At 35.2% G+C, this 13,381-nt stretch carries 21 protein-coding genes; 19 read left to right on the top strand and 2 right to left on the bottom strand.

The window, feature by feature from the left end; translation table 11 throughout:
• Positions 1-126: 126 nt before the first annotated feature.
• The gene (locus ACP7BT_RS07045; RefSeq protein WP_002482607.1) at positions 127-999 is read right to left on the bottom strand and encodes a GNAT family N-acetyltransferase; all 873 of its coding nucleotides are present in this window, start codon (positions 997-999) and stop codon (positions 127-129) included.
• A gap of 123 nt (positions 1,000-1,122) precedes the next feature.
• On the opposite strand from ACP7BT_RS07045, the gene ACP7BT_RS07040 reads away from it, so the two are divergent.
• Both ACP7BT_RS07040 and ACP7BT_RS07035 read left to right on the top strand, forming a co-directional pair.
• Positions 1,123-3,261: a DNA topoisomerase III gene (locus tag ACP7BT_RS07040; protein WP_041079115.1), complete on the top strand. Its 2,139-nt coding sequence runs from the start codon at positions 1,123-1,125 to the stop codon at positions 3,259-3,261.
• 110 nt (positions 3,262-3,371) lie between these two features.
• Positions 3,372-4,706: an NCS2 family permease gene (locus ACP7BT_RS07035; RefSeq protein ID WP_011302596.1), complete on the top strand. Its 1,335-nt coding sequence runs from the start codon at positions 3,372-3,374 to the stop codon at positions 4,704-4,706.
• 265 nt (positions 4,707-4,971) lie between these two features.
• Here ACP7BT_RS07035 and ACP7BT_RS07030 read toward each other — a convergent pair whose 3' ends face one another.
• Positions 4,972-5,358 (bottom strand): hypothetical protein, encoded by a 387-nt coding sequence (locus tag ACP7BT_RS07030; RefSeq protein WP_041079114.1) that lies wholly within the window; start codon positions 5,356-5,358, stop codon positions 4,972-4,974.
• Between the two features lie 358 nt (positions 5,359-5,716).
• Between ACP7BT_RS07030 and rpsJ the strand changes: the two genes are divergently transcribed.
• From rpsJ to rplF, 17 genes are all read left to right on the top strand, one after another.
• A complete protein-coding gene (gene rpsJ, locus ACP7BT_RS07025) occupies positions 5,717-6,025 on the top strand; it encodes a 30S ribosomal protein S10 (protein WP_002482611.1) in 309 nt (102 codons plus the stop codon).
• Positions 6,026-6,052: 27 nt separating this feature from the next.
• Positions 6,053-6,712, top strand: a complete 660-nt coding sequence (gene rplC / locus ACP7BT_RS07020) for a 50S ribosomal protein L3 (protein ID WP_037537923.1) — start codon at positions 6,053-6,055, stop codon at positions 6,710-6,712.
• A 26-nt stretch (positions 6,713-6,738) separates the two neighbouring features.
• On the top strand, positions 6,739-7,362 hold the full coding sequence (gene rplD, locus ACP7BT_RS07015) for a 50S ribosomal protein L4 (protein WP_002482613.1): 624 nt from the start codon (positions 6,739-6,741) through the stop codon (positions 7,360-7,362).
• The gene (gene rplW / locus ACP7BT_RS07010) at positions 7,362-7,637 is read left to right on the top strand and encodes a 50S ribosomal protein L23 (RefSeq protein WP_002482614.1); all 276 of its coding nucleotides are present in this window, start codon (positions 7,362-7,364) and stop codon (positions 7,635-7,637) included. The genes rplD and rplW overlap by 1 nt, the downstream gene beginning before the upstream one ends.
• Positions 7,638-7,667: 30 nt before the next feature.
• Positions 7,668-8,501, top strand: a complete 834-nt coding sequence (gene rplB / locus ACP7BT_RS07005; RefSeq protein WP_002482615.1) for a 50S ribosomal protein L2 — start codon at positions 7,668-7,670, stop codon at positions 8,499-8,501.
• A gap of 64 nt (positions 8,502-8,565) precedes the next feature.
• Entirely contained in the window at positions 8,566-8,844 is a 279-nt protein-coding gene (rpsS, locus tag ACP7BT_RS07000; protein ID WP_002482616.1) for a 30S ribosomal protein S19, read from the top strand.
• Between the two features lie 28 nt (positions 8,845-8,872).
• Positions 8,873-9,226, top strand: coding sequence for a 50S ribosomal protein L22 (gene rplV, locus ACP7BT_RS06995; protein WP_002482617.1), 354 nt, complete (start codon positions 8,873-8,875; stop codon positions 9,224-9,226).
• Between the two features lie 24 nt (positions 9,227-9,250).
• Entirely contained in the window at positions 9,251-9,904 is a 654-nt protein-coding gene (gene rpsC, locus ACP7BT_RS06990) for a 30S ribosomal protein S3 (RefSeq protein ID WP_002482618.1), read from the top strand.
• A 2-nt stretch (positions 9,905-9,906) separates the two neighbouring features.
• A complete protein-coding gene (gene rplP / locus ACP7BT_RS06985; protein ID WP_002482619.1) occupies positions 9,907-10,341 on the top strand; it encodes a 50S ribosomal protein L16 in 435 nt (144 codons plus the stop codon).
• Positions 10,331-10,540: a 50S ribosomal protein L29 gene (rpmC, locus tag ACP7BT_RS06980; RefSeq protein WP_041079111.1), complete on the top strand. Its 210-nt coding sequence runs from the start codon at positions 10,331-10,333 to the stop codon at positions 10,538-10,540. Before rplP ends, rpmC begins: the two co-directional genes overlap by 11 nt.
• A gap of 26 nt (positions 10,541-10,566) precedes the next feature.
• The gene (rpsQ, locus tag ACP7BT_RS06975; protein ID WP_002482621.1) at positions 10,567-10,830 is read left to right on the top strand and encodes a 30S ribosomal protein S17; all 264 of its coding nucleotides are present in this window, start codon (positions 10,567-10,569) and stop codon (positions 10,828-10,830) included.
• 31 nt (positions 10,831-10,861) lie between these two features.
• Positions 10,862-11,230, top strand: coding sequence for a 50S ribosomal protein L14 (rplN, locus tag ACP7BT_RS06970; RefSeq protein WP_002482622.1), 369 nt, complete (start codon positions 10,862-10,864; stop codon positions 11,228-11,230).
• Positions 11,231-11,271: 41 nt separating this feature from the next.
• Positions 11,272-11,589, top strand: a complete 318-nt coding sequence (rplX, locus tag ACP7BT_RS06965; RefSeq protein ID WP_002482623.1) for a 50S ribosomal protein L24 — start codon at positions 11,272-11,274, stop codon at positions 11,587-11,589.
• A gap of 25 nt (positions 11,590-11,614) precedes the next feature.
• A complete protein-coding gene (rplE, locus tag ACP7BT_RS06960; protein WP_002482624.1) occupies positions 11,615-12,154 on the top strand; it encodes a 50S ribosomal protein L5 in 540 nt (179 codons plus the stop codon).
• Positions 12,155-12,175: 21 nt separating this feature from the next.
• A complete protein-coding gene (locus ACP7BT_RS06955; protein ID WP_002482625.1) occupies positions 12,176-12,361 on the top strand; it encodes a type Z 30S ribosomal protein S14 in 186 nt (61 codons plus the stop codon).
• Between the two features lie 31 nt (positions 12,362-12,392).
• Positions 12,393-12,791 carry a 30S ribosomal protein S8 gene (gene rpsH, locus ACP7BT_RS06950; protein ID WP_002482626.1) on the top strand — a complete coding sequence of 133 codons (399 nt, stop codon included), beginning with the start codon at positions 12,393-12,395 and terminating at the stop codon, positions 12,789-12,791.
• Between the two features lie 27 nt (positions 12,792-12,818).
• Positions 12,819-13,355, top strand: coding sequence for a 50S ribosomal protein L6 (gene rplF, locus ACP7BT_RS06945; RefSeq protein ID WP_002482627.1), 537 nt, complete (start codon positions 12,819-12,821; stop codon positions 13,353-13,355).
• Positions 13,356-13,381 lie beyond the last annotated feature (26 nt).

Raw genomic sequence — 13,381 nt, 5'->3', positions numbered from 1 at the left:
AAAACAAAATATTACGTTAGTAAAAAATATTAAATTAAAAAGAACGATTTCTTTGTTTATTATGTTTTAAACATACATTTTATATGTGTATTAACGAACTTGTTTTGCTTGCTTCTTAATTAAAAATCAGCCAATATGTGCAGCAACGTATTTGAATTTTTTATATTCATAATTGATGTTGAAGCCTAATTCATGAAATCGTTCCACGAGTGTATTATTTTTACTGCGAATTTTGAAATAAATCTTATCAACATCATAATTTGAAAATGTATATTGAAGCGCGTAAGATAATAAATCAAAAGCAATACCCATAAATCTATAGTCAGTGTGTGAAGAAAAATATTTGATTTCAGCTTTTTTCGTATTTTCAAAAACTTGTAAATAAAGATAACCTTTTAATAAGCCTTCAGACATAAATATAAATAATTTATTGTGACTATCTAACGATTCAATGATTTCTTCTGCAGTCATCACATCGTGTTTAAAGGTATCATGGTGTAACTTCTCGAATAGTCGATAATAAGCAGGTTGGTAGGTGGTAATGTTTTGAGCATGATCAATTTTGCCTATATCTTGTGTAGATATGAGATGATAATCCGTAAAACTATAGGAAGCTTCAATTTCTTTCATAAAAGGCATGTAATCTTGTTCCGTTTCCTCGAATGAAAAATTAAAATTCGCAGTCTCCGGTTTGCTTTGAACCAAAGCTTCAAATAAAGTTTTAAAATTTTCTTCAGTGAGTGAAAGTGATTTCCTGACAAAAGGACCGAGCACTTTATATTTATTTTCTTCATATTTAAATGCAAGCATGAGCATTTCAATTTGTGCTTGGTCATCAACTTGTGCAAATACGCCTGGATCCTCTAAGGATTGTCTAATCGTTGCTTCAACATCATCGTGTGCTTGTGGCAGCTTGTATAAGTACGATGTGTAGTGGTAATCGGCTTCATTTATAAACTTTACAATTTGATCATAGTTATTTAATTGAACAATTTTCATAACAATACCTCCGTATAATGATCTATTAAGTTAATTATAAGAATTTTTCGATGTAAATGGAAGTTTTGATGTGCTACATACATGTTACAATAAATATAATACTGAATTTGAAAGGGCGAAATTATGAAATCACTGATTATAGCTGAAAAACCTTCAGTTGGTAGAGACATTGCCAATACGCTAAACATTAATGAAAAACGTAATGGATATTTTGAAAATAATAAATATATTGTTACATGGGCATTAGGGCATTTAGTAACAAATGCGACACCAGAACAATATGATGCAAGTTATAAAGAATGGAAATTGAATGATTTACCGATTATACCCAATAAAATGAAAACAATTGTGATAAGTAAAACGAGAAAACAATTTTCGACAGTGCAATCATTAATTAATAATAATAAAGTAAAAGATATTATTATTGCGACAGATGCAGGACGAGAAGGAGAACTGGTTGCTCGTTTGATATTGGATAAAGCGCATAATAAAAAACCGATCAAGCGTTTATGGATTAGTTCTGTAACCAATAAAGCAATCAAAGAAGGTTTCAATAAACTGCAAGATGGACGTAAGTTTAATAATCTATATCATGCTGCCTTAGCACGAAGTGAAGCAGATTGGATAGTTGGTATTAATGCTACACGTGCACTGACTACAAAATATGATGCACAACTCTCATTGGGTCGTGTACAGACTCCGACCATACAATTAGTTCAAATGAGACAAAATGAAATCAATCACTTTAAACCTCAGACCTATTATACAATAAAACTCAATGCGGCTGGTTTAACTTTCCATTGTACTAAGCCACAGTCGCATCCTGATAAAACTGTTTTGGAAATTATAAAAAAAGCAATCGATGGGCAATCCGGGCACATTGCATCGATTAGCAAGACACATAAAAAAGCATATCCACAACAATTATATAATTTAACGGATTTACAACAAGATGCTTATAAACGATTTCATCTTGGACCAAAAGAAACTTTGAATACCTTGCAAACGTTGTATGAACGTCATAAGTTAGTAACTTACCCACGTACTGATTCTAACTATTTAACAGATGATATGGTTGATACGCTTAAAGATAGATTGAAAGCGATTATGGCCACTTCATTAAAAGATATGGCTAAAGCACAAATGTCACAAACATTTTCATCAAAACAAAGATTTGTTAATAATAATAAAGTATCTGATCACCATGCAATTATTCCCACAGAAGTGCGTCCAGATATCAATCAACTTAGACAAAGGGAATCTAAAATTTATATGATGATTGCTCAGAGATATTTAGAAAACCTAATGCCACCACATGAATACGAAGCGATCGCCATTGAACTCAAAGTAGGGCAGCATACATTTACTTTTAAGGACAAAGTAACTACTAAATTAGGGTTTAAAGCAATTTATGAAAATAAAGAAAGTATAAATACTCAGATAGATCAGTTACAGAAGGGTACAAAGCTTAATGTAACTAAAATTCTAATAGAAGAACATGAGACAACGGCACCACCTTATTTTAATGAAGGATCACTTTTGAAAGCGATGGAAAGCCCACAAAAATTCTTTGATTTAAGCGATAAAAAACACGATAAAACATTAAAAGATACTGGCGGTATAGGTACGGTTGCAACGAGAGCGGATATCATAGAAAAGCTATTTAATATGAACGCTATTGAAGCTCGTGATGGTAAAATAAAAGTTACGTCAAAAGGGAAACAAATATTGGAATTAGCGCCACAAAAACTCACTTCTCCATTATTAACAGCAGAATGGGAAGAAAAACTTCTACTCATAGAACAAGGGAAATATAATGCGAGCCAATTCATCTCTGAAATGAAAGCTTTTACAAATCAGGTAGTCAATGAGATTAAAGAAAGTGAACAAAATTATAAACATGACAACCTAACAACGACTGAATGTCCTACGTGCGGCAAATTTATGATTAAAGTCAAGACGAAAAACGGCCAAATGTTAGTGTGTCAGGATCCACAGTGTAAAACTAAAAAAAATGTACAACGTAAAACAAACGCACGTTGTCCAAACTGTCATAAAAAAATGACGCTGTTTGGTCGAGGCAAAGACGCAGTATATCGTTGTGTTTGTGGACATACTGAAACACAAGCTCAAATGGATAAACGACACAAAAATAAAAAATCAGATAAAGTAAATAAAAAAGATCTGAAAAAATATATGAATAATGATGAAGGTATTGAAAATAACCCGTTTCAAGATGCTTTGAAGGGTTTAAAGTTCTAAATAATTCGAACAAATAGTTAAAAATTTTAAGTAAGGTTCGTGTTTGCTATTGTAAAATAGTTCGTTTGGTATTAAAATATGTAAGTATTTTAAAAAAAGGAGAACTAACCGTGAAAAAGTACTTCAAGTTTGATAAACACGAAACAAACTATAAGAAAGAGATACTTGGCGGGCTTACAACATTCTTGTCGATGGCTTATATTTTAGCTGTTAACCCTCAAGTACTTAGTTTAGCCGGCGTCGATGGTGTTTCTGAAAATATGAAAATGGATCAAGGCGCAATATTTGTAGCTACAGCATTAGCGGCGTTTGTAGGCTCGTTATTTATGGGATTAATAGCAAGGTATCCGATTGCATTAGCACCTGGTATGGGATTAAATGCATTTTTCGCATTTACTGTTGTTTTAACAATGGGTATACCATGGCAAGTCGGACTTACAGGCGTATTATTTTCAGGATTAGTTTTCGCAGTGTTAACGATGACGGGGCTTCGAGAGGTCATCATCAATGCCATACCTTATCAAATGAAAATGGCTGTCTCGGCTGGGATTGGATTATTTATTACCTTTGTCGGCTTACAAAGTTCAGGTATAATTGTTAAAAATGATTCTACACTAGTTACATTAGGACATATCACAGACGGACCTGTATTACTTACTATTTTCGGTATCGTTGTGACAGTAATACTTTATGCTATTAGAGTACCTGGCGCGATTTTTATAGGAATGGTTTTAACATCTATCGTAGGTATGTTCACAGGGCTGATACATACACCTAGTGGTATCGTTGGACAAGTACCTAGTATTGAACCGACGTTTGGCGCTGCGTTTGAAGCATTTAAGGATCCTAGTCAATTATTAACGGTTCAATTTTTAATCGTTATATTAACTTTCCTATTCATTGATTTCTTTGATACAGCTGGTACACTCGTTGCTGTGGCAACTCAAGCTGGGATTATGAAAAATAATAAATTACCACGAGCAGGACGTGCGTTGTTCTCTGACTCACTAGCAACAATCGTTGGTGCAATCTTTGGTACAACTACGACGACTTCATACATTGAATCAAGCTCAGGTGTGGCAGTAGGTGCAAGAACCGGCTTTGCGAGTGTGGTTACAGGTTTCTGCTTCTTGTTAGCTATTTTCTTTAGTCCATTGATGGAGGTAGTAACCAGTGCGGTGACTACGCCTGCGTTAGTAGTAGTAGGTGTCTTAATGGCAGCTAACTTTGCTGAAATTGATTGGAAAAAATTCGAAGTAGCAGTTCCAGCATTTGTAACGATTATTATGATGCCTTTATCTTATTCTATTGCAACAGGTATTGCTTGTGGATTTATCTTTTATCCAATTACAATGTTAATTTCAAAACGTCATAAAGAAGTACATCCAATAATGTATGCACTGATGATTTTATTTATATTGTACTTTATCTTTGTTCACGGATAACAAAACGAAATAAAAGCACATTGTTCTGTCATTTAGACATTGAACAATGTGCTTTTAATTTTATTATTTGAATGAAAGTATAAGTGTTTAGGAATTAGTTTTGTTCTTACATAAATAACTAAAATCGAGTTTCTTCATTATATATATTTTAAAGTTATAGTAGTTTAAGCGGATAACCAGATCAAAATGCTTAGAAGAATTTATGACACATACCGTTGGATTGCGCTAATTACATTTGAGTTGGGCAGGTATCCTACGATAATAATTAATGATCCTTACGTCGATCTTCCGTATAAATTACCTTTGCGTATTTGTTTGGTACATATAGTGGTGTAGATAATAAAATGAAAATGAAAAATAGCATTAAAAAGAATAAAATCCAATGGATAACCATACCAACAAGTGGAATGAAAGCCAAGAAAGAACCAATCACACCTAATAAAGGAATAAACATCATTGGCTTAATAGAATTTTGTTTATCTACTATTAATATAATCATCATTATAAAGTAGAGTAGCGCGTTAATAAGTAAAGGTTGCCAACCAAAACTTAAAACAATGCTTCCACCTAAGAATGGAATTCCGTAAACCAATTCACTAACTATGAGTAAGACAGATAATACTAACAATGTCATACGTATACCACGTTTCATATAATTCACCACCTAACTGTTTTTAATTATAAAGGAAAGTAAACTATTAGAATAATAATATGAAGAGAGATTAATAAAAATTTTACAAAGAACTAAAAAAAATACAAAAGAGGTTGAAGTGCGTTTCCTAATAAAGTACAATAACAAAGTATGTGTTAGACAAAAAGTTTCAAAACTTTTGCAGAAAAGCTTGATAAATCACTGTTTATCATGTATCATATCTAATGTTGGACTTTAAGAACACGCGATGAAGCGAAAGGTTACTGACACACCCGGCCGCTTTGCCATGGCGCTGTGTGAGATAGTTTTCGTGGAGAAGTCTATCACTTAAATGTAGACGATATAAGGAGGGAAAATTATGGCAAAACAAAAAATCAGAATCAGATTAAAAGCTTATGATCACAGAGTAATCGATCAATCAGCAGAAAAAATTGTTGAAACAGCGAAACGTTCTGGTGCAGATGTTTCTGGACCAATTCCGTTACCGACTGAAAGATCAGTTTATACTGTTATTCGTGCCGTGCATAAGTATAAAGATTCACGTGAGCAATTCGAACAACGTACTCATAAACGTTTAATCGATATTGTTAACCCTACACCAAAAACAGTTGATGCTCTTATGGGCTTAAACTTACCATCTGGCGTAGACATCGAAATCAAATTATAATAGAAAAAATTAGGAGGTGGACTTTCGATGACCAAAGGAATCTTAGGAAGAAAAATCGGGATGACACAAGTTTTCGGAGAAAACGGTGATTTAATCCCTGTAACAGTAGTAGAAGCAAGCCAAAACGTTGTATTACAAAAGAAATCTGAAGAGATTGATGGGTACAACGCTATCCAAGTAGGCTATGAAGACAAACAAGCTTATAAAAAAGATAGCAGATCAAGCAAATATGCTAACAAACCAGCTGAAGGACATGCTAAAAAAGCAGGCACAGCACCTAAGCGCTTCATTCGTGAATTCAGAAACGTTAATGTTGATGAATACGAAGTAGGTCAAGAAGTCTCAGTTAATACATTTGAAGCTGGAGACGTAATTGATGTAACAGGCGTATCTAAAGGTAAAGGTTTCCAAGGTGCCATTAAACGTCATAATCAAGCACGTGGTCCAATGTCACATGGTTCTCATTTCCACAGAGCCCCAGGTTCTGTAGGTATGGCATCAGATGCTTCAAGAGTCTTTAAAGGACAAAAAATGCCTGGACGTATGGGCGGTAACACTGTAACAGTTCAAAACTTAGAGGTTGTACAAATTGACGCTGAAAACAATGTTATTTTAGTAAAAGGTAATGTACCTGGTCCTAAAAAAGGATTTGTAGAAATCACATCATCAATCAAAGGTAATAAATAATATACAACGAAAGGAGGAATTGCATAATGGCTAATTATGATGTATTAAAAGTAGATGGAACTAAATCAGGTTCAGTTGAACTAAGCGATGCAGTATTTGCAATCGAACCAAACAACAACGTTCTTTTTGAAGCAATTAACTTACAACGTGCTTCATTACGCCAAGGTACTCACGCTGTTAAGAACCGTTCAGCAGTACGTGGTGGTGGACGTAAACCATGGAGACAAAAAGGTACAGGACGTGCGCGTCAAGGTACAATCCGTGCTCCACAATGGCGTGGTGGTGGTATCGTATTCGGACCAACACCAAGAAGCTACTCATACAAAATGCCTAAGAAAATGCGCCGTTTAGCATTACGCTCAGCATTATCTTTCAAAGTACAAGAGAAAGGCTTAACTGTTGTTGATGCATTAAACCTAGATGCTCCAAAAACAAAAGAGTTCAAAACTGTACTTTCTAATTTAGAACAACCTAAAAAAGTATTAGTAGTAACAGAATCTGAAGATGTGAATGTTGCTTTATCAGCACGTAACATCCCTGGTGTTCAAGTAACTACAGCTCAAGGTTTAAACGTTCTAGATATCACAAGCGCTGACAGTGTAGTAATTACAGAATCAGCTGCTAAAAAAGTTGAGGAGGTGCTCGGATAATGGAAGCAAGAGACGTTCTTAAGCGCCCCGTAATCACTGAAAAATCTTCAGCTGCTATGGCTGAAGACAAATACACATTCGACGTTGATACTCGTGCTAATAAAACACAAGTTAAAATCGCTGTTGAAGAAATCTTTGATGTAAAAGTTGATAATGTAAACATCATTAACTACAAACCAAAGAAAAAACGTATGGGCCGTTACCAAGGCTATACAAACAAAAGACGCGTAGCAATCGTTAAATTAAAAGAAGGATCAATCGATCTTTTCAACTAAAAAACATTACCAATAAGGAGGTAAACGACAATGGCTCTAAAAAAATATAAGCCAATTACTAATGGTCGTCGTAATATGACTAGTTTAGATTTCGCTGAAATCACGAAAACTACACCTGAAAAGTCATTATTACAACCGCTACCGAAAAAAGCGGGACGAAATAACCAAGGTAAATTGACAGTTCGCCACCACGGTGGAGGACACAAACGTCAATACCGTGTTATTGACTTCAAACGTAATAAAGATGGGATCAATGCTAAAGTTGATTCAATACAATATGATCCAAACCGTTCAGCAAACATTGCGTTATTAGTTTATGCTGATGGTGAAAAACGCTATATCATCGCTCCAAAAAACCTAAAAGTAGGTCAAGTTCTTGAAAGCGGTGAAGAAGCAGATATTAAAGTAGGTAATGCATTACCATTACAATTCATTCCAGTAGGTACAGTAATCCATAACATCGAGTTAAAACCTGGTAAAGGTGGACAAATTGCTCGTTCAGCTGGTGCTAGTGCACAAGTACTTGGTAAAGAAGGTAAATATGTATTAATCAGATTAAGATCTGGCGAAGTACGTATGATTCTTTCAACTTGCCGTGCTACTATTGGTCAAGTTGGTAACATCCAACATGAACTTGTAAACGTTGGTAAAGCAGGACGTTCTAGATGGAAAGGCATTCGCCCAACAGTTCGTGGTTCTGTAATGAACCCTAACGATCACCCACACGGTGGTGGTGAAGGTCGTGCACCTATCGGTAGACCATCTCCAATGTCACCTTGGGGTAAACCTACGCTTGGTAAGAAAACTCGTCGTGGTAAAAAATCTTCAGACAAACTTATCGTTCGTGGACGTAAGAAAAAATAAAAATAACTTATTTGCGTGTGCGGCTTAATAGCTGCACGCACACAATAAGAAGGGAGGCGCCACTATGGCTCGTAGTATTAAAAAAGGACCTTTCGCTGACGATCATCTAAAGAAAAAAGTTGAAGCTCAAAGCGGAAGCGAGAAAAAACAAGTAATCAAAACTTGGTCACGTCGTTCAACTATTTTCCCTGATTTTATCGGACATACATTCGCTGTATATGATGGACGTAAACATGTGCCTGTATTCGTAACAGAAGATATGGTTGGTCATAAATTAGGAGAATTCGCACCAACTCGTACTTTCAAAGGACACGCTGCAGACGACAAAAAAACTAGAAGATAATTTCTAACAGGTAGAGGAGGAAATTCGAATGGAAGCAAAAGCGGTTGCTAAAACAATAAGAATCGCACCTCGTAAAGTTAGATTAGTATTAGATCTAATTAGAGGTAAGAGCGCTGGAGAAGCTATTGCAATTTTAAAATTAAAAAACAAAGCTTCATCACCAGTAGTAGAAAAATTATTAATGTCCGCTTTAGCTAATGCTGAACATAACTATGACATGAACACTGATGAATTAATAGTTAAAGAAGCTTATGCTAATGAAGGACCAACATTAAAACGTTTCCGTCCACGTGCACAAGGTCGTGCAAGTGCAATTAACAAACGTACAAGCCACATTACAATCGTCGTAAGTGACGGTAAAGAAGAAGCTAAAGAAGCTTAATATATTTTTTAAGGAGGGTACACTGTGGGTCAAAAAATTAATCCAATCGGACTTCGTGTTGGTGTAATCCGTGATTGGGAAGCTAAATGGTATGCAGAAAAAGACTTCGCATCATTATTACACGAAGATTTAAAAATCCGTAAGTATATTGATAACGCATTACAAGAAGCATCAGTTTCACACGTTGAAATTGAACGTGCTGCTAATCGTATCAACATCGCTATTCATACTGGTAAACCAGGTATGGTTATCGGTAAAGGCGGTTCAGAAATTGAAAAATTACGTAACAAATTAAACTCATTAACAAACAAAAAAGTACACATCAACGTTATCGAAATCAAAAAAGTTGATTTAGATGCTAAATTAGTTGCTGAGAATATTGCACGCCAATTAGAAAACCGTGCTTCATTCCGTCGTGTACAAAAACAAGCTATTACAAGAGCAATGAAAATTGGTGCCAAAGGTATCAAAACACAAGTTTCAGGTCGTTTAGGCGGAGCTGACATCGCTCGTGCTGAACAATATTCAGAAGGAACTGTTCCACTTCATACACTACGTGCTGACATTGGTTATGCACATGCAGAAGCTGACACTACTTACGGTAAATTAGGTGTCAAAGTATGGATTTATCGTGGAGAAGTTCTTCCTACTAAGAACACTAGTGAAGGAGGAAAATAGTAATGTTACTACCAAAACGTGTAAAATATCGTCGTCAACATCGTCCTAAAACTACTGGTCGTTCTAAAGGCGGTAACTATGTAACATTTGGTGAGTATGGTTTACAAGCAACTACAACGTCTTGGATCACATCTCGTCAAATCGAATCAGCTCGTATTGCAATGACTCGTTTCATGAAACGTGGCGGGAAAGTTTGGATTAAAATCTTCCCACATACACCTTACACTCAAAAACCTTTAGAAGTACGTATGGGTGCTGGTAAAGGTGCAGTAGAAGGTTGGATTGCAGTAGCAAAACCAGGTAGAATTTTATTTGAAATCGCAGGCGTAAACGAAGAAGTTGCGCGTGAAGCATTACGTTTAGCAAGTCACAAACTTCCAGTTAAAACTAAGTTTGTAAAACGTGAAGAATTGGGTGGTGAAACAAATGAAAGCTAAGGAAATTAGAGACTTAACCACTTCAGAAATCGAAGAACAAATCAAATCTTCAAAAGAAGAGCTTTTTAACCTACGCTTTCAGTTAGCTACAGGTCAATTAGAGGAAACTGCACGTATTCGCACAGTAAGAAAAACGATTGCACGTCTAAAAACTGTTGCTCGTGAAAGAGAAATTGAACAAGGTAAAGGGAATCAATAATTCAATTGAAAGAGGAGGTTACTAAAGTGAGCGAAAGAAATGATCGTAAAGTTTATGTAGGTAGAGTCGTTTCCGATAAAATGGATAAAACGATAACTGTACTTGTTGAAACATACAAAACACACAAGTTATATGGTAAACGAGTAAAATACTCTAAAAAATACAAAACTCATGATGAAAACAACTCAGCTAAATTAGGGGACACAGTTAAGATACAAGAGACTCGTCCTTTATCAGCAACTAAACGTTTCCGTTTGGTAGAAATTGTTGAAGAATCAGTAATTATTTAATTAAATAGTGAAGATAAAGGAGGTTTAACTCATGATCCAACAAGAAACACGATTAAAAGTAGCAGATAACTCTGGTGCGCGTGAAGTTCTTACAATTAAAGTATTAGGTGGATCTGGTCGTAAAACAGCTAACATTGGTGACGTTATCGTTGTAAGTGTTAAAAATGCTACACCAGGTGGCGTTGTCAAAAAAGGTGAAGTAGTAAAAGCTGTTGTAGTTCGTACTAAATCAGGTGTACGCCGTAACGATGGTTCATATATCAAATTTGATGAAAATGCATGTGTCATCATTCGTGACGACAAAGGCCCACGTGGTACTCGTATTTTTGGACCTGTTGCTCGTGAATTACGTGAAGGCAACTTCATGAAAATTGTATCATTAGCTCCAGAAGTACTTTAATAAAACATTTATAAATATATAAATTTAAGGAGGTGCCACACATGCATATCAAAAAAGGTGACAACGTAAAAGTTATCGCAGGTAAAGACAAAGGTAAAGAAGGTAAAGTTGTTTCAACTGAACCTAAAAAAGACCGTGTCGTTGTGGAAGGTGTCAATATAATTAAAAAGCACCAAAAACCAACTCAATTTAATCCTGAAGGTGGAATCTTAGAAACAGAGGCAGCAATCCATGTTTCTAATGTACAGTTATTAGACCCTAAAACGAATGAACCAACACGCGTAGGTCATAAATTCGTAGATGGTAAAAAAGTTCGTATCGCTAAAAAATCTGGCGAAGAAATCAAATCTAATAATTAATAATTAATTGAAAGGAGGATCCACTGTGAACCGTTTAAAAGAAAAATTCAATTCTGAAGTTACTCAAAACTTAGTTAAGCAATTTGACTACAGTTCAGTAATGGAAGTTCCAAAAATAGAAAAAATCGTTGTAAATATGGGTGTCGGTGACGCTGTTCAAAATACTAAAGTATTAGATGATGCTGTAGAAGAATTACAAGCTATCACTGGTCAAAAACCATTAATTACAAAAGCTAAAAAATCAGTAGCAACATTCCGTTTACGTGAAGGTATGCCTATCGGTGCGAAAGTAACACTACGTGGTGAAAGAATGTATGACTTTTTAGATAAATTAATTGCTGTTTCACTACCACGTGTACGTGACTTCCAAGGTGTATCTAAAACTGCATTCGATGGTAGAGGTAACTACACTTTAGGTGTTAAAGAACAATTAATTTTCCCAGAAATTGACTATGACCGAGTAAATAAAGTACGAGGAATGGATATCGTTATCGTAACGACTGCTAACACTGACGAGGAAGCTCGTGAATTGTTATCACAATTCGGTATGCCATTTCACAAATAATCTCTAAAGGAGGCTAATTAAGTGGCTAAAACTTCAATGGTTGCTAAGCAACAAAAAAAACAAAAGTTCCAAGTACGTGAGTATACTCGTTGTGAACGCTGTGGTCGTCCACATTCTGTATATCGTAAATTTAAATTATGCCGTATTTGTTTCCGTGAATTAGCTTATAAAGGCCAAATCCCTGGCGTTCGTAAAGCTAGCTGGTAATAGAAAATAGTCTGAAAGGAGGCAACAATCAATGACAATCAACGATCCAATTGCAGATATGCTAACTCGTGTAAGAAACGCAAACATGGTGCGTCACGATAAGTTAGAATTACCTGCTTCAAACATTAAAAAAGAAATTGCTGAAATTTTAAAAAGTGAAGGTTTCATTAAAAACGTAGAATACGTTGAAGACGATAAACAAGGGGTTATCCGTTTATTCCTTAAATATGGTCAAAACAATGAACGTGTTATCACTGGTTTAAAACGTATTTCAAAACCTGGTTTACGTGTATATGCTAAAGCTAACGAAGTACCTAAAGTACTTAATGGTTTAGGTATTGCATTAGTTTCAACTTCTGAAGGTGTTGTAACTGATAAAGAAGCTAGAAAACGTAACATCGGTGGAGAAATCCTAGGTTACATTTGGTAATAATAAATAATAAGGAGGTGCGATAACATGAGTCGTGTTGGTAAAAAAATTATTGACATCCCTAGCGACGTAACAGTAAGTGTTGAAGGTAACACAATCACTGTTAAAGGTCCTAAAGGTGAATTATCAAGAACAATGAATGAAAGAATGACATATAAACAAGACGAAAGCACTTTAGAAGTTGTAAGACCAACTGATTCTAAAGATGATAGAACAGTACATGGTACAACTCGTGCTTTAATTAACAATATGATACAAGGTGTTAAAGAAGGATACCAAAAAACACTTGAACTTGTTGGTGTTGGTTACCGTGCTCAAATGCAAGGTAATGACTTAATTTTAAACGTTGGTTACTCTCACCCAGTTGAAATTAAAGCTGATGATGGTATTACTTTCGGTGTTGAGAAAAACACAACAGTAACTGTTGCTGGTATTTCTAAAGAACAAGTTGGAGCAATCGCTTCAAACATTCGTTCAGTAAGACCTCCAGAACCTTATAAAGGTAAAGGAATTCGTTACCAAGGTGAATACGTTCGCCGTAAAGAAGGTAAAACTGGTAAATAATAAATAACTTTCAGAAGAAAGGAGTA

It is taken from the genome of Staphylococcus sp. Y174-1, from assembly GCF_049897865.1.
In the GTDB taxonomy this organism is placed as follows: domain Bacteria; phylum Bacillota; class Bacilli; order Staphylococcales; family Staphylococcaceae; genus Staphylococcus; species Staphylococcus saprophyticus.
Note: the sequence above shows the minus strand (reverse complement) of the source record. Positions and strands in the feature narration are given on the sequence as shown.

Excerpts from the sequence above, each read along its gene's own strand:
- rpmC (WP_041079111.1), top strand. The coding sequence starts at position 10,331 with ATGAAAGCTAAGGAAATTAGAGACTTAACCACTTCAGAAATCGAAGAA.
- ACP7BT_RS07045 (WP_002482607.1), bottom strand. The coding sequence starts at position 999 with ATGAAAATTGTTCAATTAAATAACTATGATCAAATTGTAAAGTTTATA.
- rplF (WP_002482627.1), top strand. The coding sequence starts at position 12,819 with ATGAGTCGTGTTGGTAAAAAAATTATTGACATCCCTAGCGACGTAACA.
- rplW (WP_002482614.1), top strand. The coding sequence starts at position 7,362 with ATGGAAGCAAGAGACGTTCTTAAGCGCCCCGTAATCACTGAAAAATCT.
- rplB (WP_002482615.1), top strand. The coding sequence starts at position 7,668 with ATGGCTCTAAAAAAATATAAGCCAATTACTAATGGTCGTCGTAATATG.
- rplN (WP_002482622.1), top strand. The coding sequence starts at position 10,862 with ATGATCCAACAAGAAACACGATTAAAAGTAGCAGATAACTCTGGTGCG.
- rplC (WP_037537923.1), top strand. The coding sequence starts at position 6,053 with ATGACCAAAGGAATCTTAGGAAGAAAAATCGGGATGACACAAGTTTTC.
- rplX (WP_002482623.1), top strand. The coding sequence starts at position 11,272 with ATGCATATCAAAAAAGGTGACAACGTAAAAGTTATCGCAGGTAAAGAC.
- ACP7BT_RS07030 (WP_041079114.1), bottom strand. The coding sequence starts at position 5,358 with ATGAAACGTGGTATACGTATGACATTGTTAGTATTATCTGTCTTACTC.
- rplP (WP_002482619.1), top strand. The coding sequence starts at position 9,907 with ATGTTACTACCAAAACGTGTAAAATATCGTCGTCAACATCGTCCTAAA.
- rplD (WP_002482613.1), top strand. The coding sequence starts at position 6,739 with ATGGCTAATTATGATGTATTAAAAGTAGATGGAACTAAATCAGGTTCA.
- ACP7BT_RS07040 (WP_041079115.1), top strand. The coding sequence starts at position 1,123 with ATGAAATCACTGATTATAGCTGAAAAACCTTCAGTTGGTAGAGACATT.
- rplV (WP_002482617.1), top strand. The coding sequence starts at position 8,873 with ATGGAAGCAAAAGCGGTTGCTAAAACAATAAGAATCGCACCTCGTAAA.
- rpsJ (WP_002482611.1), top strand. The coding sequence starts at position 5,717 with ATGGCAAAACAAAAAATCAGAATCAGATTAAAAGCTTATGATCACAGA.
- rpsH (WP_002482626.1), top strand. The coding sequence starts at position 12,393 with ATGACAATCAACGATCCAATTGCAGATATGCTAACTCGTGTAAGAAAC.
- rpsS (WP_002482616.1), top strand. The coding sequence starts at position 8,566 with ATGGCTCGTAGTATTAAAAAAGGACCTTTCGCTGACGATCATCTAAAG.